At 39.5% G+C, this 26284-nt stretch carries 27 protein-coding genes and 2 other annotated features (1 of these 29 running past the window's edge); of the genes, 16 read left to right on the plus strand and 11 right to left on the minus strand.

Annotation, left to right across the window (positions count from 1 at the left end; translation table 11 throughout):
- Positions 1-234 (plus strand) — a binding site (T-box leader) (it extends 4 nt beyond the left edge of the window).
- 39 nt (positions 235-273) lie between these two features.
- Positions 274-531, plus strand: a binding site (T-box leader).
- An 83-nt stretch (positions 532-614) separates the two neighbouring features.
- The 9 genes from trpE (at position 615) to IEX29_RS27105 (ending at position 8228) form a co-directional block, all read left to right on the plus strand.
- Positions 615-2015, plus strand: a complete 1401-nt coding sequence (gene trpE, locus IEX29_RS20415; RefSeq protein ID WP_188736695.1) for an anthranilate synthase component I — start codon at positions 615-617, stop codon at positions 2013-2015.
- Entirely contained in the window at positions 1999-2595 is a 597-nt protein-coding gene (locus IEX29_RS20420) for an anthranilate synthase component II (protein WP_188736697.1), read from the plus strand. The genes trpE and IEX29_RS20420 overlap by 17 nt, the downstream gene beginning before the upstream one ends.
- Positions 2592-3617: an anthranilate phosphoribosyltransferase gene (gene trpD, locus IEX29_RS20425; RefSeq protein WP_188736699.1), complete on the plus strand. Its 1026-nt coding sequence runs from the start codon at positions 2592-2594 to the stop codon at positions 3615-3617. The genes IEX29_RS20420 and trpD overlap by 4 nt, the downstream gene beginning before the upstream one ends.
- Positions 3618-4409: an indole-3-glycerol phosphate synthase TrpC gene (gene trpC / locus IEX29_RS20430; RefSeq protein WP_188736701.1), complete on the plus strand. Its 792-nt coding sequence runs from the start codon at positions 3618-3620 to the stop codon at positions 4407-4409.
- 1 nt (position 4410) lies between these two features.
- Positions 4411-5031: a phosphoribosylanthranilate isomerase gene (locus tag IEX29_RS20435; RefSeq protein WP_188736703.1), complete on the plus strand. Its 621-nt coding sequence runs from the start codon at positions 4411-4413 to the stop codon at positions 5029-5031.
- Between the two features lies 1 nt (position 5032).
- Positions 5033-6244 carry a tryptophan synthase subunit beta gene (gene trpB, locus IEX29_RS20440; protein ID WP_188736705.1) on the plus strand — a complete coding sequence of 404 codons (1212 nt, stop codon included), beginning with the start codon at positions 5033-5035 and terminating at the stop codon, positions 6242-6244.
- Positions 6231-7007, plus strand: a complete 777-nt coding sequence (gene trpA / locus IEX29_RS20445) for a tryptophan synthase subunit alpha (RefSeq protein ID WP_188736707.1) — start codon at positions 6231-6233, stop codon at positions 7005-7007. Before trpB ends, trpA begins: the two co-directional genes overlap by 14 nt.
- Before the next feature lie 410 nt (positions 7008-7417).
- Positions 7418-8020, plus strand: a complete 603-nt coding sequence (locus IEX29_RS20450; RefSeq protein WP_188736709.1) for a TetR/AcrR family transcriptional regulator — start codon at positions 7418-7420, stop codon at positions 8018-8020.
- Positions 8021-8096: 76 nt separating this feature from the next.
- A complete protein-coding gene (locus IEX29_RS27105; protein WP_268239105.1) occupies positions 8097-8228 on the plus strand; it encodes a hypothetical protein in 132 nt (43 codons plus the stop codon).
- Between the two features lie 58 nt (positions 8229-8286).
- Here IEX29_RS27105 and IEX29_RS20455 read toward each other — a convergent pair whose 3' ends face one another.
- From IEX29_RS20455 to IEX29_RS20475, 5 genes are read right to left on the minus strand one after another with little or no spacing between them, the layout of a single operon-like run.
- Positions 8287-8847, minus strand: coding sequence for a VanZ family protein (locus IEX29_RS20455; protein ID WP_229720316.1), 561 nt, complete (start codon positions 8845-8847; stop codon positions 8287-8289).
- A 57-nt stretch (positions 8848-8904) separates the two neighbouring features.
- The gene (locus IEX29_RS20460; protein ID WP_188736712.1) at positions 8905-10152 is read right to left on the minus strand and encodes a hypothetical protein; all 1248 of its coding nucleotides are present in this window, start codon (positions 10150-10152) and stop codon (positions 8905-8907) included.
- Between the two features lie 5 nt (positions 10153-10157).
- The gene (locus tag IEX29_RS20465) at positions 10158-10988 is read right to left on the minus strand and encodes a hypothetical protein (RefSeq protein ID WP_188736714.1); all 831 of its coding nucleotides are present in this window, start codon (positions 10986-10988) and stop codon (positions 10158-10160) included.
- Positions 10985-11674: an ATP-binding cassette domain-containing protein gene (locus IEX29_RS20470; RefSeq protein WP_188736716.1), complete on the minus strand. Its 690-nt coding sequence runs from the start codon at positions 11672-11674 to the stop codon at positions 10985-10987. Before IEX29_RS20470 ends, IEX29_RS20465 begins: the two co-directional genes overlap by 4 nt.
- A complete protein-coding gene (locus IEX29_RS20475; RefSeq protein WP_188736717.1) occupies positions 11667-12059 on the minus strand; it encodes a GntR family transcriptional regulator in 393 nt (130 codons plus the stop codon). The genes IEX29_RS20470 and IEX29_RS20475 overlap by 8 nt, the downstream gene beginning before the upstream one ends.
- 1335 nt (positions 12060-13394) lie before the next feature.
- On the opposite strand from IEX29_RS20475, the gene IEX29_RS20480 reads away from it, so the two are divergent.
- Positions 13395-14159 carry an exodeoxyribonuclease III gene (locus tag IEX29_RS20480; RefSeq protein WP_188736719.1) on the plus strand — a complete coding sequence of 255 codons (765 nt, stop codon included), beginning with the start codon at positions 13395-13397 and terminating at the stop codon, positions 14157-14159.
- A 270-nt stretch (positions 14160-14429) separates the two neighbouring features.
- On the opposite strand, the gene IEX29_RS20485 is transcribed toward IEX29_RS20480, so the two are convergent.
- The gene (locus IEX29_RS20485) at positions 14430-15371 is read right to left on the minus strand and encodes an MBL fold metallo-hydrolase (RefSeq protein WP_373290705.1); all 942 of its coding nucleotides are present in this window, start codon (positions 15369-15371) and stop codon (positions 14430-14432) included.
- 377 nt (positions 15372-15748) lie between these two features.
- Between IEX29_RS20485 and IEX29_RS20490 the strand changes: the two genes are divergently transcribed.
- A complete protein-coding gene (locus tag IEX29_RS20490) occupies positions 15749-16210 on the plus strand; it encodes a YueI family protein (protein WP_188736723.1) in 462 nt (153 codons plus the stop codon).
- 130 nt (positions 16211-16340) lie between these two features.
- Here the strand turns inward: IEX29_RS20490 and IEX29_RS20495 are convergent, their stop codons facing one another.
- Positions 16341-17435 (minus strand): YkvI family membrane protein, encoded by a 1095-nt coding sequence (locus tag IEX29_RS20495; protein WP_373290707.1) that lies wholly within the window; start codon positions 17433-17435, stop codon positions 16341-16343.
- 250 nt (positions 17436-17685) lie between these two features.
- On the opposite strand from IEX29_RS20495, the gene IEX29_RS20500 reads away from it, so the two are divergent.
- The 5 genes from IEX29_RS20500 to IEX29_RS20520 all read left to right on the plus strand — a co-directional run bounded on the left by IEX29_RS20500 (position 17686) and on the right by IEX29_RS20520 (position 24309).
- The gene (locus IEX29_RS20500; RefSeq protein ID WP_188736727.1) at positions 17686-18933 is read left to right on the plus strand and encodes a PucR family transcriptional regulator; all 1248 of its coding nucleotides are present in this window, start codon (positions 17686-17688) and stop codon (positions 18931-18933) included.
- 121 nt (positions 18934-19054) lie between these two features.
- Positions 19055-20167, plus strand: a complete 1113-nt coding sequence (ald, locus tag IEX29_RS20505; RefSeq protein ID WP_188736729.1) for an alanine dehydrogenase — start codon at positions 19055-19057, stop codon at positions 20165-20167.
- Positions 20168-20323: 156 nt separating this feature from the next.
- The gene (locus IEX29_RS20510) at positions 20324-20854 is read left to right on the plus strand and encodes a type 1 glutamine amidotransferase domain-containing protein (protein WP_188736730.1); all 531 of its coding nucleotides are present in this window, start codon (positions 20324-20326) and stop codon (positions 20852-20854) included.
- A gap of 12 nt (positions 20855-20866) precedes the next feature.
- Positions 20867-22033, plus strand: a complete 1167-nt coding sequence (locus tag IEX29_RS20515; RefSeq protein WP_188736732.1) for a conserved virulence factor C family protein — start codon at positions 20867-20869, stop codon at positions 22031-22033.
- A 302-nt stretch (positions 22034-22335) separates the two neighbouring features.
- Positions 22336-24309: an acetoacetate--CoA ligase gene (locus IEX29_RS20520; RefSeq protein WP_188736734.1), complete on the plus strand. Its 1974-nt coding sequence runs from the start codon at positions 22336-22338 to the stop codon at positions 24307-24309.
- Between the two features lie 19 nt (positions 24310-24328).
- Here IEX29_RS20520 and IEX29_RS20525 read toward each other — a convergent pair whose 3' ends face one another.
- The 4 genes from IEX29_RS20525 to IEX29_RS20540 all read right to left on the minus strand — a co-directional run bounded on the left by IEX29_RS20525 (position 24329) and on the right by IEX29_RS20540 (position 26200).
- Positions 24329-24817 carry a GNAT family N-acetyltransferase gene (locus IEX29_RS20525; RefSeq protein ID WP_188736736.1) on the minus strand — a complete coding sequence of 163 codons (489 nt, stop codon included), beginning with the start codon at positions 24815-24817 and terminating at the stop codon, positions 24329-24331.
- 57 nt (positions 24818-24874) lie between these two features.
- Positions 24875-25138: a hypothetical protein gene (locus tag IEX29_RS20530; protein WP_229720317.1), complete on the minus strand. Its 264-nt coding sequence runs from the start codon at positions 25136-25138 to the stop codon at positions 24875-24877.
- A 45-nt stretch (positions 25139-25183) separates the two neighbouring features.
- Positions 25184-25519, minus strand: a complete 336-nt coding sequence (locus tag IEX29_RS20535; RefSeq protein WP_188736740.1) for a DUF5362 family protein — start codon at positions 25517-25519, stop codon at positions 25184-25186.
- Between the two features lie 216 nt (positions 25520-25735).
- Positions 25736-26200 (minus strand): hemerythrin domain-containing protein, encoded by a 465-nt coding sequence (locus IEX29_RS20540; RefSeq protein WP_188736742.1) that lies wholly within the window; start codon positions 26198-26200, stop codon positions 25736-25738.
- Between the last annotated feature and the right edge of the window lie 84 nt (positions 26201-26284).

Genomic DNA, 26284 nt, shown 5'->3' on the forward strand with positions numbered 1-26284 from the left:
TGGCGTTGATGAAGAGTAGTAGTTGCATGCAAACTCTAAAGAGAGCTGATGGTTGCTGTGAATCAGTGAGTATTCTTGTAACGAATGGACTTCGGAGCTCCAAACCGAAACATAATCGGAGTAGGCTTTGGCGGAATGGTTTCCCGTTATGGAAACTTAGAAGATATTTATCTTCTTTTAGAGTGAGCTGCATGTCAGCTAATAAAGGTGGTACCACGGTCCCTCGTCCTTTTTATATATGGATGAGGGGCTTTTTTGTATTTATACGTTATAAAATAAGCGATGATGAAGAGTAGTAAATAATCTGCACTGCATAACAGAGAGCTGATAATTGGGTGGAATATCAGTATGCAGGGACTATTGAATGGACTTCAGAGTGTTTTTCTTAAAAGGTGCATCTGTACCTGAGTAGGAAAAAACGTATTTCCGACGTTATACGGATAGGGTATCTGAATTTTTTCTGTACCTGATAAAGATAGAAGGAGCATTCCTTCTAAACAGAGGTGGCACCGCGGCCCCATCGTCCTCTATAAGCACATAGCTGTGTTTATAGAGGACTTTTTTTATTTCAAAATAATAATCACAGAATCTTCAAATATAAAGGAGAGATAATCATGACGGCACACATAACACATCAAACCTGTTCCATAGATGGATTAATCCCCATTCAAGTTTTTCAAACTCTGCCAAAAGCAAAAAAATATCTGCTGGAAAGCAGCTTTCCACATGAAGAAAAAGGGCGCTATTCCTTTATCGGCCTTCATCCTTACCAGGAGATTATTGGCCGCGGGAAGGAAACTACACTCATTAGTGCTTCTCATGTAGAACCGCTTGTTGTACACCAGCACGCACTGCATTTCTTACAGGAGATTATGCCGAAGATTGAATTATCTCTTCCCCTCCCCTTTTATGGCGGAGCAGTAGGTTATATCGGTTATGATACCATTCAAGCTTTTGAAGATATTGGTTCAGCCCCGCTCGATGATCGGGATATGCCGGATATTCATTTGATGCTTTTTGAGGATACGATTATTTTTGACCATGAAGAAAATAAGCTGCATTTTATCGCAATCGACCGGAACGGCGGTACAGAAGAAAATCGTGCGCAGCGTATACAAAAGCTGAAGCAATATGTGGAGGAGGCCAAATGTACTGTACTTCCTGAACCGCAAAAATATGCTTTCACACCGGAAACCGATCAGAGAAAATTTGAAGAGAACGTGCAGATTGCTAAGGACTATCTGCAAAAGGGGGAAATATTTCAAGTTGTTTTATCCCAGCGTTTTTCAAGAGAGATTGAAAATGAAGCAGAGTTCGGACTTTCCTTTTATGAGCAATTACGGAGACATAACGCTTCCCCATATATGTTCTATATCGACTTTCTAGACTATACCGTACTCGGTGCTTCTCCGGAAAGCCTGATAGAAACAAATGGAAGCCGTGTTGTCACCAACCCGATTGCCGGAACCAGAAAACGCGGGCAGAATGAGCTGGAGGATCAGGCGCTCGCTGAAGAACTGCTTGCCGATGAAAAAGAACGGGCAGAGCATCGGATGCTTGTTGATCTAAGCAGAAATGATTTAGGCCGTGTCTGTGAGGTAGGCAGTATCGAAATTCCAGTCTATATGACCATTGAGCGTTATCAGCATGTGATGCATATCGTTTCAGAAGTGACAGGAACATTACGCCCGGACTATTCAGGAATTGATGCTCTTATCTCCTGTCTCCCGGCTGGAACAGTATCGGGAGCACCAAAAATTCGGGCAATGCAAATCATTAATGAACTGGAAACAGTAAAACGTGGTCCTTACGGTGGCGGAATCGGCTTTATCAACTTTGAACATGATGTGCATATTGCACTCGCCATCCGCTCCATCGTTATAAAGGGGCATAAAGCTTATTTTCAATCTGGAGCCGGTGTTGTATATGACTCCGTTCCATTCAATGAATATATGGAAACCATTAACAAAGGAAGATCTTTTATGGAGGTGCCTGAACTTGATTCTATTAATTGATAATTATGATTCTTTCACATATAACCTGTATCAATATGTTTCCGAATGCGGCGTACATGTTGAAGTAATCCGTAATGATGAAGTTACTTTGGAAACAATCCAATCACTAGATCCAGAAGCCATTATTATTTCACCTGGACCAGGCTCTCCAAAGGATGCCGGAAATTGTATCGACATTGTGCAGGCCTTTTATAAACAGCTGCCGATACTGGGTATCTGCTTAGGTCATCAGGTAATTATGGAAGCGCTGGGCGGAAGAGTTATTCAGGCCTCTACCATTAAGCATGGGAAAACATCGCTGATTCAGCATGACGGCTCTGGGCTGTTCCAAGGCCTTTCTAACCCGGTTGAGGTAATGCGTTATCACTCTCTTGCTGCGGAACAAATCTCGGTACCGACAGAATTACGCATTACTGCAACTGCTTTAGATGATGATGAAATTATGGGAATAGCACACCAAACTTACCCAGTTTATGGACTGCAATTCCATCCTGAATCAATCGGAACGCTGGATGGAAAAAGTATTATTTCTCATTTTGTTGAGAAATTATCAAAACAGAAGGAGGAAGTAACCCAATGAAACCGCATTTTAGTCAGTTACTTGAAGGAAATAATTTATCATTTGAAGAAACAAAGGCATTATTTAATGCTTGTTTCCAGGAAGATGTTTCAGATACAGAGCTTGCTGCCATCTTAGTTGCTTTAAAAATGAAGCAGCCGACAGCTGAAGAGCTGGCCGGCCTGGCGGAAGTGATTCATACCAACTCCCCTTTCCAATTTGAATTGGGCATTCCGGCAATGGATAACTGCGGAACTGGCGGGGATCGTTCTAACAGCTTTAATATCAGTACCTGTTCAGCATTTGTTTTAGCCGGCGCGGGTATTACTGTCGCTAAGCACGGAAACCGCCGTATTTCCAGCCAGACCGGCAGTGCAGATGTATTAGAAGAGCTGGGAGTCTCCCTGAACCTGACAAAATCACAACTCAAATATATGCTGCAGGAAAATCGGATTGCCTTTTTATTCGCACAGCATGTTCATCCGACCCTGAAACAAATTGCCGGCGTACGCCAAAAGCTTCGTACACCGACCATTTTCAATCTGGTCGGTCCTTTGACCAATCCTGTTGCTTTAAGCTCACAGCTGGTAGGAGTTTATTCTAATGAAGCATTGCCGATTGTGGCGAAATCTTTAAAAACACTCGGCAGAAAGCGCGCACTGGTTATTCATGGTGCAGGCGGCATGGATGAAGCCTCCCTCCAGGGTGAGAACAGATTTATTTTACTGGAGGAAAACGAAATAAAAGAAGGATCTATCCATCCGGAAGAAGTTGGGTTATCCGTATATGACAATCAGGAAATTGAAGGCGGCGATGCCAAAGAAAATGCAAAAATTCTGCTCTCTGTATTAAATGGAGAACCCGGTGCATATCTCGATACGGTTCTGTTTAATACAGCAATTGCTTTATTCGCTACCGGAAATGTCGATTCCATTAAAGATGGCGTAAAAGTTGCTAAAGACAGTGTATTCTCTGGCAATGCAAAAGCAAGATTGGATGCATTGGTTCAATACAGTCAGGAAGTAAAACGTGAGGTGGTTTAAATGACTTTTTTAGAAAAAATAATTGATAAGAAAAAACAGGAAGTCGCACAGCGAAAATTACAGACAGACAGGAAATATACTCGAAACAATCCGATTTATTCCCTGCATGAAAATGTCCAGGCAGCAAATCATATATCCATTATTGCGGAAATCAAACGGGCCTCCCCTTCCAAAGGGCCAATTCAAATGGACGTGGATATACTGGAGCAGGCAAAGCAATATGAACAATCCGGTGCAGCCGCGATTTCTGTTTTGACGGATGAGAGCTTTTTTCACGGTTCACTGGAGGACCTCAGGGCTGTCAGTGAAGCTGTTTCCGTGCCAGTTCTTTGCAAAGATTTTATTATTGATGAGATCCAAATCGATGATGCAAAAAATGCAGGAGCATCCATTATCCTGTTAATCCTTGCTGCATTGCCGCTTGAACGGTTTCAGCGTCTTTACAACTATGCGACAGAACAGGGACTTGAGGTACTATGTGAAGTCCATAATGCGGATGAATTAAACGATGCACTGACAGTCAGCCCAAAAATCGTCGGTATTAATAATCGTAATCTAAAAACATTTAAAGTGGATTTACAAACAACTGCGGATCTTGTTCAGCAAATAGATGAAAAGGGACTTACCGTTATATCTGAAAGCGGGATGCGCACGAAAGAAGATGCAGAGCTGGCAAGAGATGCCGGTGCTAATACCATTCTGGTCGGTGAAACGCTGATGCGCTCAGATAATGTGGAAAAAGACATGCAGGCACTGCAGGTACCGCTCTCCTCCGCGAAAGGGGCTTCCTGATATGCTTGTCAAAATCTGCGGGATTACATCTCCTGAAATCGCGCAGGCCGCAGTCCAAGCCGGAGCTGACTTTTTAGGATTTGTTTTTGCGAAAAGCAAGCGCGAAGTCTCCATAGATCAAGCACGGGAAATTATTTCAACGTTGCCTGACCATGTAAAAAGCGTAGGTGTTTTTGTAAATAAAGATGTACAGGAAATAGAAGAAATCGCTCAGGAAACAGGGCTTGATTATGTACAGCTGCACGGAGAAGAATCTGCCCAAGTTGTCTCCCAATTCAAAGTCCCTGTCATTAAATCACTTCCGGGGACAGAGGAAGGAATTAAAAAGACTGCACAATATGATGCTGCATCTTATCTGCTGATGGACAGTCCTCCCCTGCCCCACGCACACGGAGGTAATGGAACAACATTCAACTGGTCCATCTTAAATGAAAATGCTTTTTCTGACAAACTGATTTTGGCAGGAGGACTGACACCGGAAAATGTCGCTGAAGCTATTAAGCAGGTAAACCCGATTGGCGTAGACGTTTCCAGCGGAGTTGAAACAGACGGACAAAAAGACCCGGATAAAATAAAAGCATTTATCCTGGCGGCAAAAAGAACTGTAGAAAGGAATCGATAAGATGCAAACATACACATTCCCAGATGAATCAGGAAAATACGGCAAATTCGGAGGCAGATATATACCCGAATTACTGATGCCGGCTGTCTTAGAGCTTGAGGAAGCTTATGAAGCAGCAAAAAAAGACCCTTCTTTTCAGGAGGAATTAAATAACTATCTGACAGAATACATCGGCAGAACGACTCCATTGTATGAGGCAGAACAATTAAGCAAGCATTTAGGCGGTCCGAAAATCTATTTAAAACGGGAAGACCTAAATCATACCGGTGCTCATAAAATAAATAACACCATCGGGCAGGCGCTTCTAACCCTGCGGATGGGCAAAAAGAAAGTTGTCGCTGAAACAGGAGCCGGCCAGCATGGAGTTGCCACAGCAACCGTCTGCGCGCTGCTTGGTTTAGAGTGTATCGTTTTTATGGGCGATGAAGATATGAGAAGGCAGAAGCTCAACGTCTTTCGGATGGAGCTTTTAGGAGCAAAGGTTGTCGGTGTCTCTCAAGGGAGCGCAACATTAAAGGATGCTGTGAATGAAGCACTGCGCTATTGGGTGAATCATGTTCACGACACTCACTATATCATCGGTTCTGTTGTCGGACCGCATCCCTTCCCCCGCATTGTCCGGGACTTTCAATCGGTTATTGGTTCGGAAACAAAGCAGCAGAGCCTTGAAAAACAAGGAAAATTACCGGATGCTATCGTTGCCTGTGTTGGCGGCGGAAGCAATGCAATGGGCATGTTCTATCCGTTTGTGGAGGATAAAGAAGTTGCCTTATACGGTGTTGAAGCAGCAGGTAAGGGTGTTAATACCAATGAGCATGCTGCCACATTAACCGGCGGATCTCCGGGAATGCTGCATGGCACATTTACTTATTTATTGCAGGATGAAGCCGGACAGATTCAGGAAGCGGCCTCTATTTCTGCCGGGCTAGATTATCCAGGTATTGGACCGGAGCATAGTCATTTGCATGATACCGGCCGGGTTACCTATCCTTCCATTACAGATGAAGAAGCATTAGAAGCCTTTCAGATGCTTGCCAAATTAGAGGGAATTATCCCTGCTCTCGAGAGTGCACATGCCGTTGCCTATGCCTGCAAGCTGGCTGGAGAAATGTCTCCCGACCAGTCACTGGTTATCTGCCTCTCCGGACGTGGAGATAAGGATGTAGAACAGGTTAAAGCAAAACTGGAGGATGATTCCAATGGGAAAGCATAAATTAGAGAATACATTAAATCAGATAAAAGCAACCGGAAAGCCTCTTTTCATACCTTATATGATGGCAGGCGACGGCGGTATTGATCAAATTAATGAACGTATTAACTTCTTAGAAGAATGTGGTGCATCTGCCATTGAACTTGGCATTCCTTTTTCTGATCCAGTAGCAGATGGCCCTGTCATTCAGGACGCTGGACTGCGTGCTTTACAAAATGGAACCACATTAAAACGAGTTCTCGATGAGGTACGTAAACAAAAGGAAACTCGGAACATTCCGATTATCTTAATGACCTATATTAATCCTATCTGGAACTATGGCTATGAACAATTCGCAAAGGACTGTGGTGCAGCGGGAGTAGATGGCATTATTATCCCGGATATCCCAATGGAAGAGGAAGAAGATATTGCAGCACAGCTTTCCGCTAATGGTATCGCCTTTATCCGCTTAGCTGCGATGACAAGTCCAGATGAACGCCTGAAGAAAATTGCCGGGATGTCGGAAGGATTTTTATATGCTGTTTCTGTCAGCGGTACTACCGGTGAACGTGCAGAGCACCAAGAAAGCACACTTAACTATTTGGAAAAATTAACTGAACTAAGCTCTGTTCCTGTTCTGGCCGGATTCGGGATTTCCAATCCGGACCAGGCTAAATACTTAGCCGCTTATTGTGACGGTGTAATTGTCGGCAGTAAGATTGTCCACCTGTTTGCAGAGGGGAAAGAAACGGAAATTAGGGAATTAATCGGTGAAACAATTAAATAAATGTATGTTTGCATTGATATAAGTGACGAGACAACCATTTTTTAATTGCATAAACTATATTAGAATCTAGACAACGTTGTCACTGATTCAAACCATCACAACAACCCATGCCTTGAGGGAGCTGTATGCCATACACAGCTCCTGTTTTTTTGTCTTCCTGTTCAATATTGCACCGTCACAATTCCTTCAAATTTTTTTAAGCAAAACACTTGCCAATCAGCATAGAATCATATATTATCTAAAAAGACTAACCAGTCAGTTTTAATAAATAGACTTTTAACCTGAAATATTCAGGATATAATAAAATGTTCATTAACTAATCTGACGTATAGGATAGACAGTTTACCTTTCGGGGAGTTCCCTGCAGATAAAAAACTGTCTATTATCTGTGCGGAAAAGAAGGTGAAAAGATGGCGCCGCGAATTTCTGAGGAAGCGAAAAAAGCAAGGAGAGATCATTTACTGGAAGCAGCACTCGAATGTTTCTCCTCCAAAGGATATTATGCATCAACAGTTGATGATATAGTTCGTTACGCTAATCTGAGCAAAGGCTCTGTTTATAACTACTTTTCAAGTAAAGAGGATATTTTTATCCATTTACTTGAAAAGAAACGCACAGAGTCCATGGAGCATTTAAAAGAAAAGCTGGATAAAATAGATAGTCCGACAACAAAATTACAGCACTGGATTCATGAAGATATTCCTTACAGCCTGGAAAAAAAGAAATTTATGCGGGTACACATTGAATTTTGGCTCTACTCCGCTGATTCGCCTAAGCTGAAGGAAATTCTGTCAAAACGTTTTGATGCAATGGTTGATATGACAAAGGCCATCATCGCAGAAGGTAAAAAAAGAGGCGAGTTTAGACAGGATTTAGATGTGGAACAGGCAACTGCCATGTTTTGGTCCCTGCATGATGGAATATGGCTGCATGCAGTAATCGGCTATGATGTTAAAAAGCTGGAATCTCATATCAGAGAGATGGAAAATGTGTTTATCACTTATATTCAGTAAAAGTACACATCTTTTCTTCCTGCTTCACATACATTAAGAAACTGACCGGTCATTTTTAAAAAGGAAGGTGAAATATATGTTAAAGAAACTTTTTGGACGTAAACGTAAAGCACAACAGGATATTTATATGCAAAATGAAGAGCATTTACTACGTGAACGCTTAGCTTTAGAGTACGATACAATTCGCTCTGGCGCTGGTATTAGATAATTAAATAACGCCTCAGTGCTTCCTGATGGAGCACTGAGGCGTTATTTTTTATATTACCTTAGTAATCACCTAAATCTATATACTTTGATTTTTTTACAAATTTACAAACCTTAGCTAAATAATAACCGCTCAAAATCCCAATAAAATTAAGAATAATATCATCGATATCCACCGACCTTGTAGCAAGTCCTATATAATGTAGCAAAAGCTGTCCCAGTTCAATAACGACTGGAATCAAAATTGCTGCGGCTGTTGTTTTTTTAAAAGAAACCCGGTTAAAGTACAGATAAGCTCCAATCGGTAATGTAAGCAGGATATTCCCCAACAAATTAACTCCAGCAATCCGTATGGAAATATCCCCTGCAAAAACAGCCTTTGCATAATCGCTGATAGTATAAAAAGGAATTATATTTATATTTATATATCCTAATGCTACAGGCAAATAAAACCATACGATGTAAATTAGAATAAAAACATAAAACAGAAACACCATATGGACAATTTCTGTAGACAGATAATCAAATCTCTTCCTGATTAATTTATAAACTATGTAAATAATGATGATTGGGATAAAAATAAGCCCAAGCTGTATAACCTCCAGCAACAAAAGATTCACCACCCAATTTTTTAATTAAAATGCAGAATAAAGGCTCTCCCTCTATTCTGCATTTTATTGTTACTCATCCTCAAATTCCATCTGATTTAAATTAAAATACTGATATTGCTTCATAGAATCCGCCGCTTGAATAATGCCTTGATAAACATTTTCCCCTGTCTCCAAATCAAACGCGTTTATGGAAACGTCAGTCGCAGTTAAGTTAGAAAACGCAGGAAATGCGATGTAGAAGTATCCATTTCGGATATCAGTTAATGGATAAACATCCTCTGGAATGATTTCTGAGTCTCCATTTAATACATTTTCATCAAAAATAACTTCCTTTTCCTCCAAGTTCTCATCAAACCTCGTTAAACTGTAATTCTCTCCCTGAAGCAAACCTGCATAAACTTCCCCATCATATATTCGAAGAAATTCCCCTTCATATAAGGAGTCTCCCAGAAGGTCAACCGATTTGAAACTATCTTCCTCTACATTGTATAGCCGCAATTCATATTTAAGCGAAGAATCGCCTATATAACCGCCGTTCTGGTCTACTTTATATTCATCATAGATATAGAGATAATTCATTTCTCCATTAATCAGACCGCTGTCCTGATAGATTAAAGTAGTATATATATCTTCTTTCGGCTCAATATCTTTTGACGGGAACTTTATATCCTCTATAGTTTGATTATTTAAATCAATGATCAGAATCGCATCATCATCCTGATAAATATCAGCCGCCTGATTATACTGTCCTTCCATATATACCTGGGCATATAATTTATTATCATTGATACTTATAGAATTCACACCATAAATCTGTTGATTTTCTTCAACAGGCAGTTCAAATGCGTTTACTTCATCTGTTTCTTTATCGAGTATTTCTACATGAATATCATTCGATTCATCAATTCCCCAGCCTAAATTGTCTCCATCTACATAAATAAGCTGGTTTTCTGTTTCTATAAAGTTCTCACTCCAAGCGTTTTTTCCGCGCATAAAGCTTTTATACTCTTTAACATACTTTTCCATCTGTGAATCCTGATAGTACCAGCCATAATACATTCCTCTTTGCAGTTCAATCCGCTTTGAATCTTCTAGAGATAAACGGAAAGGATCTGGTACTATATTATAATATGGTGAGTAGGTGCTGCGTTGTGCATCTCCATAGATTAAAACATCTTTTACCGTCTCTTCATCCCCTGATACTGTTTTCCAATTAAAATCAACCTCTTCCTTATCCACTAAGTAAAAGCCGATGATGATAACGGAGATGAAAATTAATGCAATATATATAGTTAGGTAGCGTTTTACATGATTCATCTCTATCACACCCTTATCTTTTTATTTAACAAATGATTACTAAGGAAAACAGATATGATGGAAAGGATAATTGCTATTGCAAACTGCATCCACAAGAGCTCATTATCAAAAAAATAGTCCTTCATGATTACTTGCAAAATATATGGTGAAAACACTAGAATTAACGCTCCGATTCCATAAAAAACAGCCATAAACACACCGCGGAAACGATAGCTGCGTTCAATTAAAATCATGGTAAACAATAATATAACGAAGGCTATACCGAAACCGTAATTAATAATAAAATCAATAAAGTTCTCCGGAAGCAGGAATCTCAAATAATATAAGCTTCTAATCATGCCCTGAGTGGTTAAATCCAACCGGTAATCAACCGGAATAACCAGCTTTAATATGACTTGCAATACAGGCAGGATAGCTACCTGAAAAGCAACTAATCCAAATACTAACATCAGGATTGTTGCTCCTTTTGAAAAAAACAGCTGAATACGCTTTACCGGCAGCATCAGCAGACGGTAAATAAAGGTATTCTTTCCCAGCCAGTCCCGATACCAGATAAATAAAATATAAATAAATATAGTCACTGCTGCAATGACCACAGGTAAGCTAAAAATAAAGCTGGACAATATATTTACCATCGAAGCATATCCATTGTCTTGAAGGAACTGTTCTTTGGATAACCCGTGCTTAACGATGCTTTCCGTAATTTCAGATTTCACCATAAAAGCATAAAATATTACACTGGCAGCCTCTATCAAAAATACAATCACTAGCAAAGTAATATAAATTGGTAAAAAACGCATAAATTCAAAGTTAACCAGCTTTCCAAAAAGCTTCATCCCTTATATACCTCCCTCATCACATCGATAACGGATTTGCTCTCTTCTTCTCTTACCTGCTCCGTCATAAATTCTTTTCTTACAACGCCGTCAGCTAATAAAACAGCCTTATCAATTAAATGCTCAATATCACTGATTTCATGTGTAGTTATAATCACACCGCGATCCTCCACCAGATGACTGGAAAATACATCTGCGATCTGCTCTCTGCTAAAGATATCTATCCCGGAGAATGGCTCATCCATTAGTATGTAATCGGCATCCATCGCCAGCCCCATTAATAGATTCACTTTCGCTGTATTTCCTTTAGACAGCTGTGAAATTCGTTCATCCTCTTGCAGCTTGAAAAATTCTAAAATTTCTTTCGCCCGCTTCCCATTCCAATTTTGATAGAAATCACTCATAAATTGAAAGGCGTCCTTTATCCGCATTTTAGGCAAAAGAGTCATAGCATCCGGAATATATGTTACTTTCTCCATTACTGCCGGAGATAATTTTTCACCATCAATCGTAATCTCGCCTTTTTGATAAGGAGTCAGACCCATAATAGCTTGAAGAATGGTTGTTTTCCCGGCACCGTTAATTCCGATAAGACAAGTAATCTGGCCTTTATCCGCTTCAAAAGTAATCCCGTTTAAAATTGATTTTCTTCCATACTTCTTCTCTACCCCGGTTAATTTAATCATGCTTTTCTTCCCCTTCTCTGCCCGGTTCATTTAATTTTGACTGTACAAGTTCAAATACTTGTTCTTTTGGAATTTGCAAAGAGGTGATGCGATCTACAAATTGATCAATTGCTTCTGTTATTAAGCTTTCACGAATTTCTTTAATACGCTTTTTTTCTTCAGTAACAATACTTGGTTTATTTCCATCCGTATAAATCAAGCCTTCCTCCTCCATTTCCTTATAAGCTCGCTGTACGGTATTCGGGTTAATTTTTAATTGCTGTGCTAATTCTCTTCGTGAAGGGATTTCTTGACCAGACTTCAATTCTCCAATTGCAATCTGCTCTTTAAAATATCTGATCACCTGAATATACACAGCTTCACGCTTATCAAAATGAATAGCCATCCACTTTCTCACCTCATTCTTCCAGTGCATAAATGTCTGCTGTATTAATACATTGATACATCTTGTAAGTGTATTATATGTTTAATACACAAGAAAGACAACTATTTTCTTCGTTAAAATTAAATTTTTCCATTCACATTAGATTATCTTTTATATTTTAAAACTGAGCAGTTTTTTTAAAATGGAGAAATTACTATTTATTAATAACTCCACTTTCGTACCTGAGAATAAATATCTATACCTTCCTATTCCAAGGTGAACATTTTCTTCATTATCCCGCTTGCATTTTGTCACCGTTTTATTGAAATGCAGATTGTGTATAGCTCCGCTCCGACCAACCACTACGCTTTCCATGGGGACGGCTTCAGCTAATTTGAAAAGAAAACCGCTTTTCAAGTGGATCTTCAGCTCGCCCTGCGATGCACAGGACGTGCAAGTGCAGGCGTTGTGACAGGAGTCACGGGTTTAGCCTGCGAACCACTGCTTAGGAGTCTACGTGGTTGGTCTGCGCTCAGTTAGGCTTCTACAGCGAATGAAAGGAATCATATCCAGATGGATCTGGATGAAATAATTGCTTTTTGCTTCAAGAAAAGATCATTTTAGTGTTTCAAATGGTTAATATGGCAATTGAAACTATGTCACACTACACCGCATGAATAGTAAATATCAGGATTAGCTTTTATGAATAGAAAGTAATCGTGACGGGACATTTTTATATGCACTACGAAAAATACGTTCTTTACTGGTCTAATTTCTATTGGCTCCGTTGTATTAAACAGTATAGAACTTCCTTCTAGCGGAGGCGGACCGTTTTGACTCCTGAAAGAAAAGCGAAAAGCGTCGTTTAAAAACGTAACAACTGGACCGAAGCAACTGAGATAAAGGAATCATGCCCCTTTAGGGGCATGCCGACGTTAGGCTTCAGCCTGCTTTTAGTCGGCCTTCCTTTACTTTAACGGATGATGACTTTCACCCGCGGGGCATAAGCGCGACTTTAGCTCTGTCTGCGCCTGACGGCTTGCCAGTCGCTAAGTCTTCTTTATCGTAGGGCGCTGTCGGGAAGTTGTCTAGTTTTTGACNGGGAAAGCAAAACGGTCCGCCGCAGCGGTGACCTTTACACGTTACCTTCTTTTAAGCTAGAGTTTATGCTTTGTCAAGAGATAGATGGAATGATCAACTCCAGTCTCAACGATAAGCTTGTTATTTTTTAAGGTGTGAAAGTTGAATCAATAATCCCTCTCTCGCAAAAACAGCTGATACAAAAGAAATTCCTTTTTCAAGCAGATATGATAGAATGGCTAACAGGATTATGTTAATGGGAAGGAAGTATTTCATATGAAGCTGGTTACATGGAATGTCAATGGAATCCGTGCCTGTGTCCGCAAAGGGTTCTTGGATTTCTTTTATGAAATAGATGCAGATTTTTTCTGTTTACAGGAAACAAAGGTACAAACAGGTCAAATTGAATTGGACTTGGAAGGTTATTATCAATACTGGAATTACGCACAACGAAAAGGATATTCTGGAACGGCTATTTTTACTAAGCATAAACCGCTGCGTGTTTCCTACGGTTTTCAAGAGGGAGAGATAGAGCCGGAGGGAAGAATAATTACATTAGAATACCCTGAATTTCATCTTGTCAATGTCTATACACCAAACTCAAAACGGGATTTAACCAGGCTTGAAGAACGTCTGGAATGGGAAGACAGGATGTTTGATTACTTGAAGGAGCTTGATGCTGAAAAGCCTGTTATTTATTGCGGAGATTTAAATGTGGCCCATCAGGAAATCGATTTAAAAAATGATAAAACGAATCATGGCAATTCAGGCTTTACACAAGAGGAGCGTGATAAAATGACACGCATCTTAGCCAATGGATTCACAGATACATTACGCTTTTTCCATCCGGAACGTGATGATATTTTCACCTGGTGGTCTTACATGAAAACAATCCGTGAAAGAAACATTGGCTGGCGTATTGATTATTTTATTGTTTCCAGTCAATTAGAAAAATATTTAAAAAACTTAGAGGTTCATCGATATACTCTTGGCAGTGACCATTGCCCGGTATGCCTGGAAATCAATTTGGAAGAGAATTAAATTCATCCAGACAATGGTTTAATCAAAGAATTTAAAAAACTCGATGTCAAATGCCCGAAACACTTCAGGAATAAAAAAAAGCCCGATAATTAAGCCAAACAAAAATATAGTAATAATAGTTAATTTTTTTCGCATTCCCCGGTAGCCTCTCTTTCATAAAAGAAGAAAAGGAAGTGTCTAACTGCCTCTTCTTCTTTTTTTTATTCATCAGAGGACGCCCTCTTCCACTTTTCAGCTGATATATATGTAAGAAGATCCTCCATATATTCTTTATTTCTTTTGCAAATAATCAATCATGCCAAGTGCGCTTATTTGTAAATCTACATTAATCATCTGATAAACTTCATGCTCATCAGGAATCCCCTGTTCACCGAGCTCAGATTGCACATATTTCAACAAACGTTTCGCAATCTCATCATAGCCCTGTCCTTCAGCAACCGCACCTTCTGCTTCCTTAACAAATACATCCAGCCATGCCTCTGCCTGCATCAAGGCTTCTTCTACTAAATCTGTTTCTCCAAAATGTCCAAAATAGATATAATCCAATTGTTTTTCACGGAATCTCTGCATAGACTGCTTCATTGCCGCCGGATCAAAGTGGTTGGGAGAAGTAGATGGCAAAAAGAAGTTCACCCCATGTGGAAACAATTGTTCATATTGGATTCCCGCTGTGTCTCCCGTAAACATACCGTTACTTAATGGATCATAGATGCCAAGATGGTGTCTGGCATGCCCGGGTGTATCCCAAAATTCTAAAATCCGTTCTTCGCCAATCTGCAGAATATCTCCTTCTGTTTTTTCTACAATTCTTTCTTCCTCAGCCGGGACAATCGGATCATATAACTCGGAAAAGCGCTCTCCATAAATCGCCCGTGCTCCAGCTGCCAATTTCTTTGGAGCAACCAAATGCCTTTTCCCTCTCGGATGAACGTATAAAACAGCGTTAGGACATAAAGCTAATAAACGCCCCGCTCCGCCTGCATGGTCTAAATGAACATGCGTCACAATAATATGCTTCACATCAGCTAATGAATATCCCAGCTCTTCCAGCCCTTTTTCAATATACGGTACAGCAGGACTCGGACCTGTTTCAACAATGGTAAGTTCGTCTTCTTCAATGATATAAGATCCGGTTCTGCCGCTTACACCAAAATCAAATCCATCGATAAGTGAAATACCATGATGAAGTTTCATCAGCTTTCTGGAATGCAGCTTCATAGTAATCCCCCATTTCCACAAAATTTTTCTATTATAACATAAATTTATTTTAACATTTTTTCTGAAACTCTCCGTATGATTTTATATATTGCATTCTAATTATTTCTTTTCCTTCGTTTTGAATCAAAACTTCTTTTTTGAGGAAATGAAGCCGTAGCTCTTGGAAAGCATAGTGTTTTTCCGGGATTACAATTACTCATCCCTCCATAATCATCGCAGCCATTACATATATCAACAAAAATAGGAAATTTGAATGATTTTCTTTGCTTGATATTCAACAATAGGGTACATTAGATGGAGAATAAATAATATAATATTTACTGGTACAAAATATAACAGTAAATTGAAAATGGATTAAAAGGATGAAAAAAATGAGTAAAAAGAATGTAGATGATTACCTTCAAGAGGGAATGTATGGAACACGCCTGCCAAACGAAAGTGAACGAAAGGTGTATCTCGGAACATTGCGTGAACGCATCGCTTTTGTTTTAACAATTGGAGAGGTTATGTCTAATAAAGGACTTGCTGAATTAGAGCGTCAATTAAAACAGCATCCAAAGGCAAAGCTGCTATTGAATGGGAATATTTCATATCAATTTTTAAAAGAAGAAAAGTCACTCGCCGACCGTTTTTCCATTTCTCATACAACTGTAAGTAATCAGGAAAATGATACAGAAATTGGTTTGGTACTCACTTACCCTTACGCTGTAGATATAGAGCATGTTTACCTCAAGGATATAGAAGACTTATCAGCTCCAAAAGAAAAAGAAGAAGAAAAAAACAGCAACCCGCCAAAAGGATTCGTTTCAAAGCTCAAAAATTTATTCCATTAATACCGCTATTGGCTATATATCATTAAGGACATATCCAGAAAAAATGCAAAAAGTGCCGGTCACCGGGAATTAGATTATTTACGCTAACTCCCGGGCGGCCACCCTGAACTTTACTTTAAGTTATATATATTCATTTTTTGTCATTAAAATCAATATTTTTCATACGGAATGGTGTGATAATCAGTACGATAATCAATACCAGCCCCATATAGCCGATCAGTGAATAAAATTTAGAAACTAAATCTGTAAATCCGACAAAGCTGAGAATAAAGCCGGCCACAAGAGTTATAATTAAAATAATATTAAATTTCTTCGTTTCTACTTCTACGAATCTGGCAACAAAGGCAAAGAACATACTGATTGCAGTATTAAAAATCATTCCGAATAGAACAACCGCCATGATAACGCCTAAAAATGGTGAGATATTATTTACAATACCCAACATTGGCATTTCGAAGTTACCAACCTCTTCAATTTTAGCAAAAATAGCGAAATAACTAAGCAGAATTAAGACACCCAATCCTACTCCCCCTACCAGTCCCCCAATTGCAGCTGTTTTTCTATCCTTCTCTGCGCTCCCCATAACAATAGACATTGCTGCGCCAACAGATGTATTAAAGGTAGCATAGTTCAGGCCCGCTACAAACCAATTAGGAAAATTCGGTCCGTGGCTCTTGGCAGTACTATTTAATTCGGCAAGTGATCCATCCATCGTAAAAAAGCTGTAAATGGAAATAAAAATAACAAACAAAATTAAAAAAGGTGTAATACTGCTGATGACAGCAACAACCTTATCTACTTTTAACATCCCTGTCAACAGAACCAATACCGTCATAAGAATAGCACCAACAGCATGAGGCAATCCAAATTGCTGGTTAAGGTTCGCTCCGGCTCCGGCAATCATTACTACACCTACACCAAATAAAGTAAATACAAGCACAGCATCTACAATCACACCAATAAGATTAAAACGGGTGAGCTTTTCAATAAACTTAAAATGGCTGATCTTATAAATTACTTCATTATAGGATGATGTCTGTGATCTGCTTCCCAGCCAGACAAGCATCATGCCGACATATGCAAAAAGCACCGTTGAAACAAAGGCAGCCAGAATCCCCAATGTTCCGAAACTGGTAAAATATTGCAGTACTTCCTGTCCTGAGGCAAAACCGGCACCTACAATCACGCCAATGAATGCGCTTGCAATTACGAAGATTTTCATTATTCTTTTCATGCTCTTCCTCCTATTGTTCCTATTGTTCCTTTTTTCGTCACATAAGTATTTGATGAAATCTTTCTATGTATATACTAAAATGAAGATAGGCATATTTTTTAGTATATAAAAAGACCGCTTATGGAAAATGATAGTTTTTTTAACAATAAAAAGCAAGTATACAAATTATTTAATTAATTCAAAATATTGTAAGCATATTCTTCATATAAATATTAATGCTTCTTATAAAGGAGTGCGTTTTATGAACCTTTCTAATACAAACAATAATAAAATATTAACCCTTCGACAGTCTTTTTCTGATTTAGATGCACTCGCTGATATAATCAGCGAAGTGTTGGCATGCCCAATTACGATTGAGGATGCTAATCATCACGTTCTAGCATATAGTAAACATACTGAAAATATTGATGAAGCGAGAATAAGCACCATTATGAACCGGAAAGTTCCTGATAAGGTAATCAACGGATTATGGAAAAATGGAGCAATGCCTAAGCTGATTGATAGTAATCAGCCGGTCATTATACCTGAAATTCAAGAAATTGGCCTTGGAAACCGGATAGCCATTTCCATCTGGAAACAGAATGAAATATTAGGATTTATTTGGGCCCATTCAGGAGAAAAGGAATATTCTGCAGATGATTTGGAAATCTTAAAAGAAGCTGTCCGGCAAGTGAAGAAATTTATATTGCAGAAGCTGCCCGGCAGAAAAAATATAGAGCAAGCTTACAAAGATTTTTTTTGGCAGCTGTTAACAGCAGACTTTGTCAGCGCAAGTACCATTCAATCCTATGAAAAACAATTCAATATAAAACTTCAGGATGGCCTGGCTATTGTCGTTTTCCATTTTGAAGATGAAATCACACCGCAAATTGAAAAACATGCCTACTACCTTTCCGAAACAGTCATGCAGGTCAATACGATTTTCCGTTTATTTGATGATCAGGATTTCATTCTATTAGTGCGCTTGTGGAAAAATGACGATACATCGGATAAGATTTATCAATTCATTAGACAGCTTCAGGAAAAAATAAGTACACAGCTGCAGCTGACCTCCATGCAGGGCGCTGCAAGTCAAATTTATCATTCGGCTAAAGATATGACACAAGCCTATGAAGAAGCACTTCAGACTATTTCCATACAGAAGCAATTCCCGGATAAGCTGTCTTCTTGTTTTCTTTATGAAGATTTAGGCATTTTTCAGTGGGTAGATATATTAAAGGAGCATCGCCAAAAACGGCACCATACAAATAAATACATTCAACGGCTCCAAAAGTATGATGAACGCCAGCAAAGTAATTTATTATACACTTTAGAGGCATATTTGGAGCACGATTCGAACGTGCTTCAGACCGCAAAGGCACTGTTTATCCACCCAAACACTATGAATTACCGTTTAAAACGGATTCACGAGATCAGTAAGCTCGATCTGAAAAATCCGCATCAAAAAATAGCGGTTTATTTAGAATTATTAGCTGATAAACTAGAATAACCTTATCGTTTGTGTAAATACACAAACGATACTGACCTAATTCATTTATTTTCATAATGTTTTTCCACAAAGAAAGCGTTAACATATTAGGTATAAACAATAAACAAAGGAGCGAGTAAATATGATTATCGGGGTTCCTAAAGAGATAAAAAATAATGAAAACCGTGTTGCCATGACACCAGCCGGCGTGGTGAACCTTATCCAATCCGGGCAAACCATTCTTATTGAAAAAGAAGCCGGCCTCGGCAGCGGCTTTACAGATGATGAATATAAGCAGGCAGGGGCAGAAATTATAACTGAGGCCAGGGACGTATGGGACCGCTCTGATATGATTATGAAGGTAAAAGAACCGCTTGAATCAGAGTATTGTTATTTCCGGAAGGGATTAGTATTATTCACCTACCTTCATTTGGCAGCTGACAAGAGATTGACAGAAGAGCTGGTGGAAAAAGAAGTAACAGCTATTGCCTATGAAACCATTGTTGTAGGCAAGTCACTTCCGCTTCTGACACCAATGAGCGAGGTAGCTGGACGTATGGCTACACAGATTGGCGCACAGTATTTAGAGAAATCAGAAGGCGGCAAAGGTATCCTGCTTGGAGGAATTCCTGGTGTAAAACGAGGAAAAGTAACAGTTATCGGCGGCGGTGTTGTTGGTACAAATGCAGCACGGGTAGCCATCGGGCTCGGAGCTGATGTAACGATTATTGATTTAAATCCGCAGCGTCTTCGCGAATTAGAAGAGATTTTCGGCTCCAGTATTCAAACATTAATGTCTAATCCATTAAATATTGGAGAAGCTGTGAAAGATTCTGATCTCGTTATTGGTTCCGTGCTAATTCCAGGCAGAAGAGCACCGAAGCTTGTAACAGAAGAAATGATTCAATCTATGCAGCCGGGCAGTGTCATTGTCGACGTGGCAATTGATCAGGGCGGTAACTTTGAAACAGTTGACCATCCAACAACCCATGAAGATCCAATCTATGTAAAGCATGATGTCCTTCATTATGCCGTTGCCAATATTCCTGGGGCTGTTCCGCGTACTGCAACTGTAGGACTGACAAATGTAACTGTTCCTTATGCCGTTAACATTGCGAAACAAGGCGTAGAAAAAGCCATTCAAAACAGCGCGCCAATCGCAAGCGGTGTGAATGTAATGAATGGTCACGTAACAAATGAAGCTGTTGCAAATGATTTAAATTATGAATATGTTCCTGTAAAGGATACTTTATAAAATTTGAAATACATTCTGAAAAGCCATCACTTCTAATAAAAAGCTGATGGCTTTTTAGCGTTCCGGTATATACCGGATCAGAGTATAGAAGCCTTTCTAATCGTCATTTTTATACCATTCTGTTACACTTACCCTATAAAGAATGGAGGGATTATTTTGCGTTTACAGAATCAAAAAGTTATCGCACTTGTCGACCATGATTTTGAAGATTTAGAGCTATGGTACCCCGTTCACCGTCTGCGTGAAGAAGGTGCCAGGGTAGATTTAGTCGGACAGGCTGCCAATCAAAAATATATTGGAAAATATGGCGTCCCCGCTGAATCTGATTATGCCTTTTCTGAAGTTAATCCAGAAGATTATGATGCTATTCTCGTTCCTGGAGGATGGGCTCCAGATAAACTTCGCCGGTTTCCTGAGGTTATCAGCTTTGTTAAGCATATGAATGATCATAAAAAGCCTATCGGCCAAATTTGCCATGCCGGCTGGGTATTAATCTCTGCAAATATTTTAGAAGGCAAAACTGTCACCAGTACACCGGGAATTAAAGATGATATGACAAACGCCGGAGCAACATGGGTTAACGAGCCGGTTGTTTCCGATGGACACCTTGTTTCAAGCAGAAGACCGCCTGATTTACCGGATTATTTACGCGAACTAATCAAAGTGATGGAAGAATATAGCCGTTAAGGGAGTTTTTACATGAGAATCGTTTCTATAGAACCAACACCCAGCCCGCATTCTATGAAAATTAATGTGAGTGAGACTTTGTCCCCTGACGAAACGTATAATTATAGTGACAAGGACGATTTAGCTCAAGCACCGAAATATGTGCAGGAGCTTTTTGCTCTGGAAGGGGTTAAAAATATCTATCGTGTTATTGATTTTATCGCCTTGGCACGAAATCCAAAAACGCCTTGGGAAGAGCTCCTTCCTCAAGTAAGGCATGTTTTGGGAACAGATGAAGCATTGGATCAGACGAATGAATTATCCGATGCTTCTCAGGCACCGTCCGAGGCGTTTGGAGAAATTCATGTTTTCATTCAGATGTTTTTAGGAATTCCCATGCAGGTAAAGCTGGAAGAGGGAGACATAGAGAAACGTTTCGGATTGCCGGAACGCTTTTCCAACGCTGTGATGGAGGCTTCTCCTGCTTCTGAAAATGTCATTATGGATCGTAAATGGGAGGAACAGCATCCCCGCTATGGAAGTTTAGATGAAATCGGGCTTGATGTTGTGGAAGAGCTAAAAGCAAGCTATGATCAGGATCGTCTGGATACACTTGTGAAAATGGTCTTGCAAACAGATGAAAGCGCAGGCAGCACAACAAGCTATTATCAGCATGTGCCAATTGAAAAACTGGATAATCCTGATTGGCGTGAACGCTATGCTGCACTGGACCGTTTAGATCCGACATTAGACGACCTTGCCCTTTTGGAAAAAGCTGTCCACGATGAAAAGGCATCTATCCGCAGACTGGCAACAGCTTATTTAGGAATGCTGGAGGATAAAGCTGCCCTGCCATTGCTATATGAAGCATTAGCTGATAAAGCCGTTAATGTCCGGAGAACTGCCGGAGATTGTATTTCTGACCTGGGTTTTACAGAGGCTACTCCAAATATGATAGAAACATTAAAAGATAAAAGCAGGATTGTCCGCTGGCGTGGTGCAATGTTTTTATATGAGGTTGGAGATGCCTCTGCTGTCACTGCACTTCGGGAAGCTGCTGATGATGAACCGGAATTTGAGGTCCGTATGCAAATGAATTTAGCTCTGGAACGTATTCAGGGAGGCGAGCAGGCTAAGGGCTCCGTTTGGCATCAAATGACACAAGCTGTAAAATCAAAAACGGACACCACCGCAAATTAATATAAGCTAATTCAGAGCAGCTGCTCCTGAATTAGCTTTTTCCATCAATAGATTGAAAGGTCAATATGTACGGAATAAGAAATACATCGCACATACTTACATATTATTAATATATCATCCTTTCCTGAACAGGATATCCGCTCTCTTTTAGCTAGTTTGATAATTATTTAAAGTTAAAAAACTGGCATATTATACTTGCACAGCAGCTTCAAAAACATATATTTTCCATTTCAATTTCTTTACGTAAGGAAAGCGTTTTCTTATAATAAAGGTATTGAGGTACTTGAAGGGGGACTTTACGAATGGACACACAAGAGGGTACTTTGCTTTTTGAACCAAGTAAAACACAAGTGGAACAGGCAAATATCACTTCTTATCGGACTTGGTTACAAGAATATAAACAAATTCAAACAAAAGATTATCATACTTTATGGAAATGGTCTGTAGAGGATTTCGATACATTTTGGGAATCCATTTGGGAGTATTTTAAAATTCAGCCGCATCTGCCTTATGATACTGTTCGTTCGAGCAGTCAAATTATTGGAACAAATTGGTTTCCTGAAGCGACGATCAATTATACAGAGCATGTATTTCGAAATAGGTCACTTACCAGTCCAGCTATTATTCACACATCAGAAAACAGGCAGCTGCAGGAAATCTCCTGGGAAAAGCTCTATCAGGATACTGCTGCTCTGCAAAAAACGCTGGAAAAACAGGGTATTCAAAAAGGAGATCGTGTCGTCTGCTATGCACCGAATATCTATGAAACTGTGGTTGCATTCCTGGCAACTGCGAGCTTAGGCGCTATTTGGTCCAGTGCTTCTCCTGACTTCGGGACCCAGAGCGTGATGGAGCGATTCCAACAAATAGAGCCAAAAGCAATGATAACTGTCGATGGCTATTCTTATAACGGCAAGAATTTTAATAGATTAGATGTCGTCAAGGAACTGCAATCTGCACTTCCTTCCTTAAAAACGACGATAACCATTCCCTATCTAAACAACCAGGCAGATTTTAGTGGATGTGTTCATCCAATTTCCTGGGATGATGCAACAGCCAACCAGGGAAATCTTGAGGTGACTTATACACCTGTCGGCTTTAACGAGCCTCTTTGGGTATTGTATTCCTCTGGAACAACCGGAAAACCAAAGCCAATTGTACATAGCCAGGGCGGAATTTTATTGGAACATTTAAAGGCAGTACATCTGCATATGGATTTAAGCGCGGGTTCACGCTTCTTCTGGTTTACAACAACCGGCTGGATGATGTGGAATTTCCTTGTTGGGGGATTGTTAACAGGATCCTCCATTATTCTTTATGATGGCAGCCCGGTTTATCCAGACAAGCAAGTTTTATGGCGGCTGGCAGAGCAGACAAAAATGAATGTATTTGGCACCAGCGCCAGCTTTATAACTACTTGTATGAATGAAAACCTGACACCGGGGAAAGATTTTGATTTATCTCATTTGAGGAATATCAGTTCAACAGGCTCACCACTTTCTCCAGAAGGATTCAGGTGGTGCTATACACATATAAAAGATGATATTTGGCTATCATCTGTAAGCGGCGGCACAGATGTATGCACAGCCTTTTTACTAGGCTCCCCTACGCTGCCGGTATATGCCGGTGAAATTCAATGTGCTGGTCTGGGTGCGAAAATAGAAAGCTTCGATGAGGATGGTAATTCTTTGACAAATGAAATTGGCGAGCTTGTTTTAACTGCTCCATTTCCGAGTATGCCGATTTATTTCTGGAATGATGATTCCGGACTGCGGATGTATCATAGTTATTTTGATACTTTTCCGGGAATCTGGTGTCATGGGGACTATATAAAATTAACGGACAGAAATACCGCTGTCATTTATGGAAGATCTGATGCTACCATTAACCGGGGCGGAATCCGAATTGGAACGAGTGAGATTTACCGTGCCACAGACCATGTTACAACCGTTGAGGACAGCTTAATTGTTGACTTGCCTAAAGGGAACGGTGATTCCATTACACCATTATTTATCGTTATAAAAGACGGCGAAGAATTAAACGAAGATCTGAAGCAGGAAATCAACCGGCAGCTCCGGACACATTGTTCGCCAAGGCACGTACCAACTCATATTTATGAGGTAAAAGATCTTCCTAAAACACTAAATGGGAAGAAGGTCGAAATTCCCATAAAGAAAATCCTGATGGGCCAGGATGCTGCAACAGTCATTAATAAAGGTTCTCTGATTAATCCGGACAGCCTGGATTATTTTATCGACCTGGCTAAGAAAATATGAAAAATGCTGATTGAGGGGTTTACTCTTCAATCAGCATTTTTTTCATTTTAAATCGGGTTAATAACACATCTTTTCTTTCTACATTCTCTTTTTCAATTACTTCAAAGCCGTATCTTTCAAAAAAACCTTTTGCTGTAATGCTTGAAAAAGTCCAAATAAAAGGAATTTCTTCTCTCCTGCCCCATTCTTCTATCTGCATCAATAAAGCAGAAGCAATTCCCAAACGCTGCTTATCCTTATGTACATACAAGCGGTCCAGATACCCGTCAGCACGAATATCAATAAATCCAACAACCTGCCCCTGCATTCTTGCAACAAAGGTTTTGTTTTTTAGAAAAGAATCCTTCCATTCTTTTAATACATTTTCTTTCTCTTCTACAGGAGCCCAGGCGGCAATTGCCGCCTCACTATAATCTGCTCTATTTACTTCCTGTACAGTGCCATAAAATAAATCAATAATCTCTACTATATCTTCCTGCTGAAAAGCTGCTATATGTATTTCACTCACAAAACCTCTCCCCCCTTCCTGAATTATTTTTTCACACTTTGATACTCGATAAAGATACTAATCCGCGCCGTTCATCACTTCCACATCAATGACTTCACCGATTTTCATCGGATGCGTTTCCTTGATTCCGCCTTTAAACGTCACCTTCACATATTCTCCATCATTCAAGTCATATTTATTCTGAAAAGAAACAGGTCTCACCGGCTCATCTAATTGCTCAAAATAAATCATATAATCCTCATTCGAAAGACTAAGAGGCAATCTGGGAATAACTGCTATACTAATTAAAAGATACTGATAGAGAGAAATCTGTCCTTCCATCAGCATTTTTAATCGAGTCAGTTAATTACCTTATCCTCTTTTCTGTCACATGGTTAGTAATATAATAATTGAAGGGATAATCAATACTAACGAAATAATTGTTAAAATTCCCATGATTAATAATAAATTCCCGTACTTATTTAACAGCTCATTCACGTTACCTGCTGTTAAATCGTCTGAATCTATAATATTGGAAGCTTCCACACCTGTCTGATAAAAGAGATAGCCCGTTATAATTCCTGTCACACCGCCGATAACTCCGCCAAGGCTCCAAAAAAAAATTGCAATAATAGTTAGTGAGCTGAATATAATAGATGTTATACCCACTAATTTTCCCCATGTTGCTATTCTTTTTAAATTGTCCTTTTCTATATATTCCATAAGATCTCCTCTCATATTAATGACTTTAGTACTATATTCATCTTCTTTCAATTTGTTAAACATTTTCCAGTTTGTTCTGTGCTTTATTCATCTCTTATCATGTCTGAATAATTAAAATATAGGATTCCTGTTCTGCTGCTATAATTTAAAAAATGTACTCTAAAAAAAATGCTGATTGCGGTATAAGCTTCCCACAACCAGCATTTCTTCAATCATTTAAAATCCACTATAAGAATCACGATGGAATTTTCCATATACCTGATACAGATATTTATCTGGAACAGCTTCCTCTATCATTGGAAAAATCTCTCTTTCTTCAAACCGGACATTGTTCTCTAATAACTCGCCAAGGCGGTTCATCTTTTCATATGGATCTTCCCTGTTTTCTCGTACAGCATACACAAGGCTGCGGATTTGTATATGCTGGTAAAGCATTTCATTCATTAATTCAGTATCTGGTTTTTCAGCGAACACTTCATAAAGTGGCAGCAAAACTTCTTCTTCATCCCGAAAATGATACACAGCATCCTTTTCCCAATAATCAATCAAATTCCGAATAAACTGTCCTAATGATTTATCTGTCTTCTCTGCATTGGCCTGCTTTAACTCCATTGCTTGTACTAATGCGTGATGATGGTGGTGCGATAATGGCTTCAGACCATCATGCCTCTGTTTTTTCATAATAGAACACCTCCGACACTCTCTCTGATAAACTCCTCCCGGCTAAATTAAGAGGAAACTCTTCTCTCCAAGTATAAACCAAAA

This window comes from Oceanobacillus neutriphilus (assembly GCF_014645515.1).
In the GTDB taxonomy this organism is placed as follows: Bacteria; Bacillota; Bacilli; order Bacillales; family Amphibacillaceae; genus Oceanobacillus; species Oceanobacillus neutriphilus.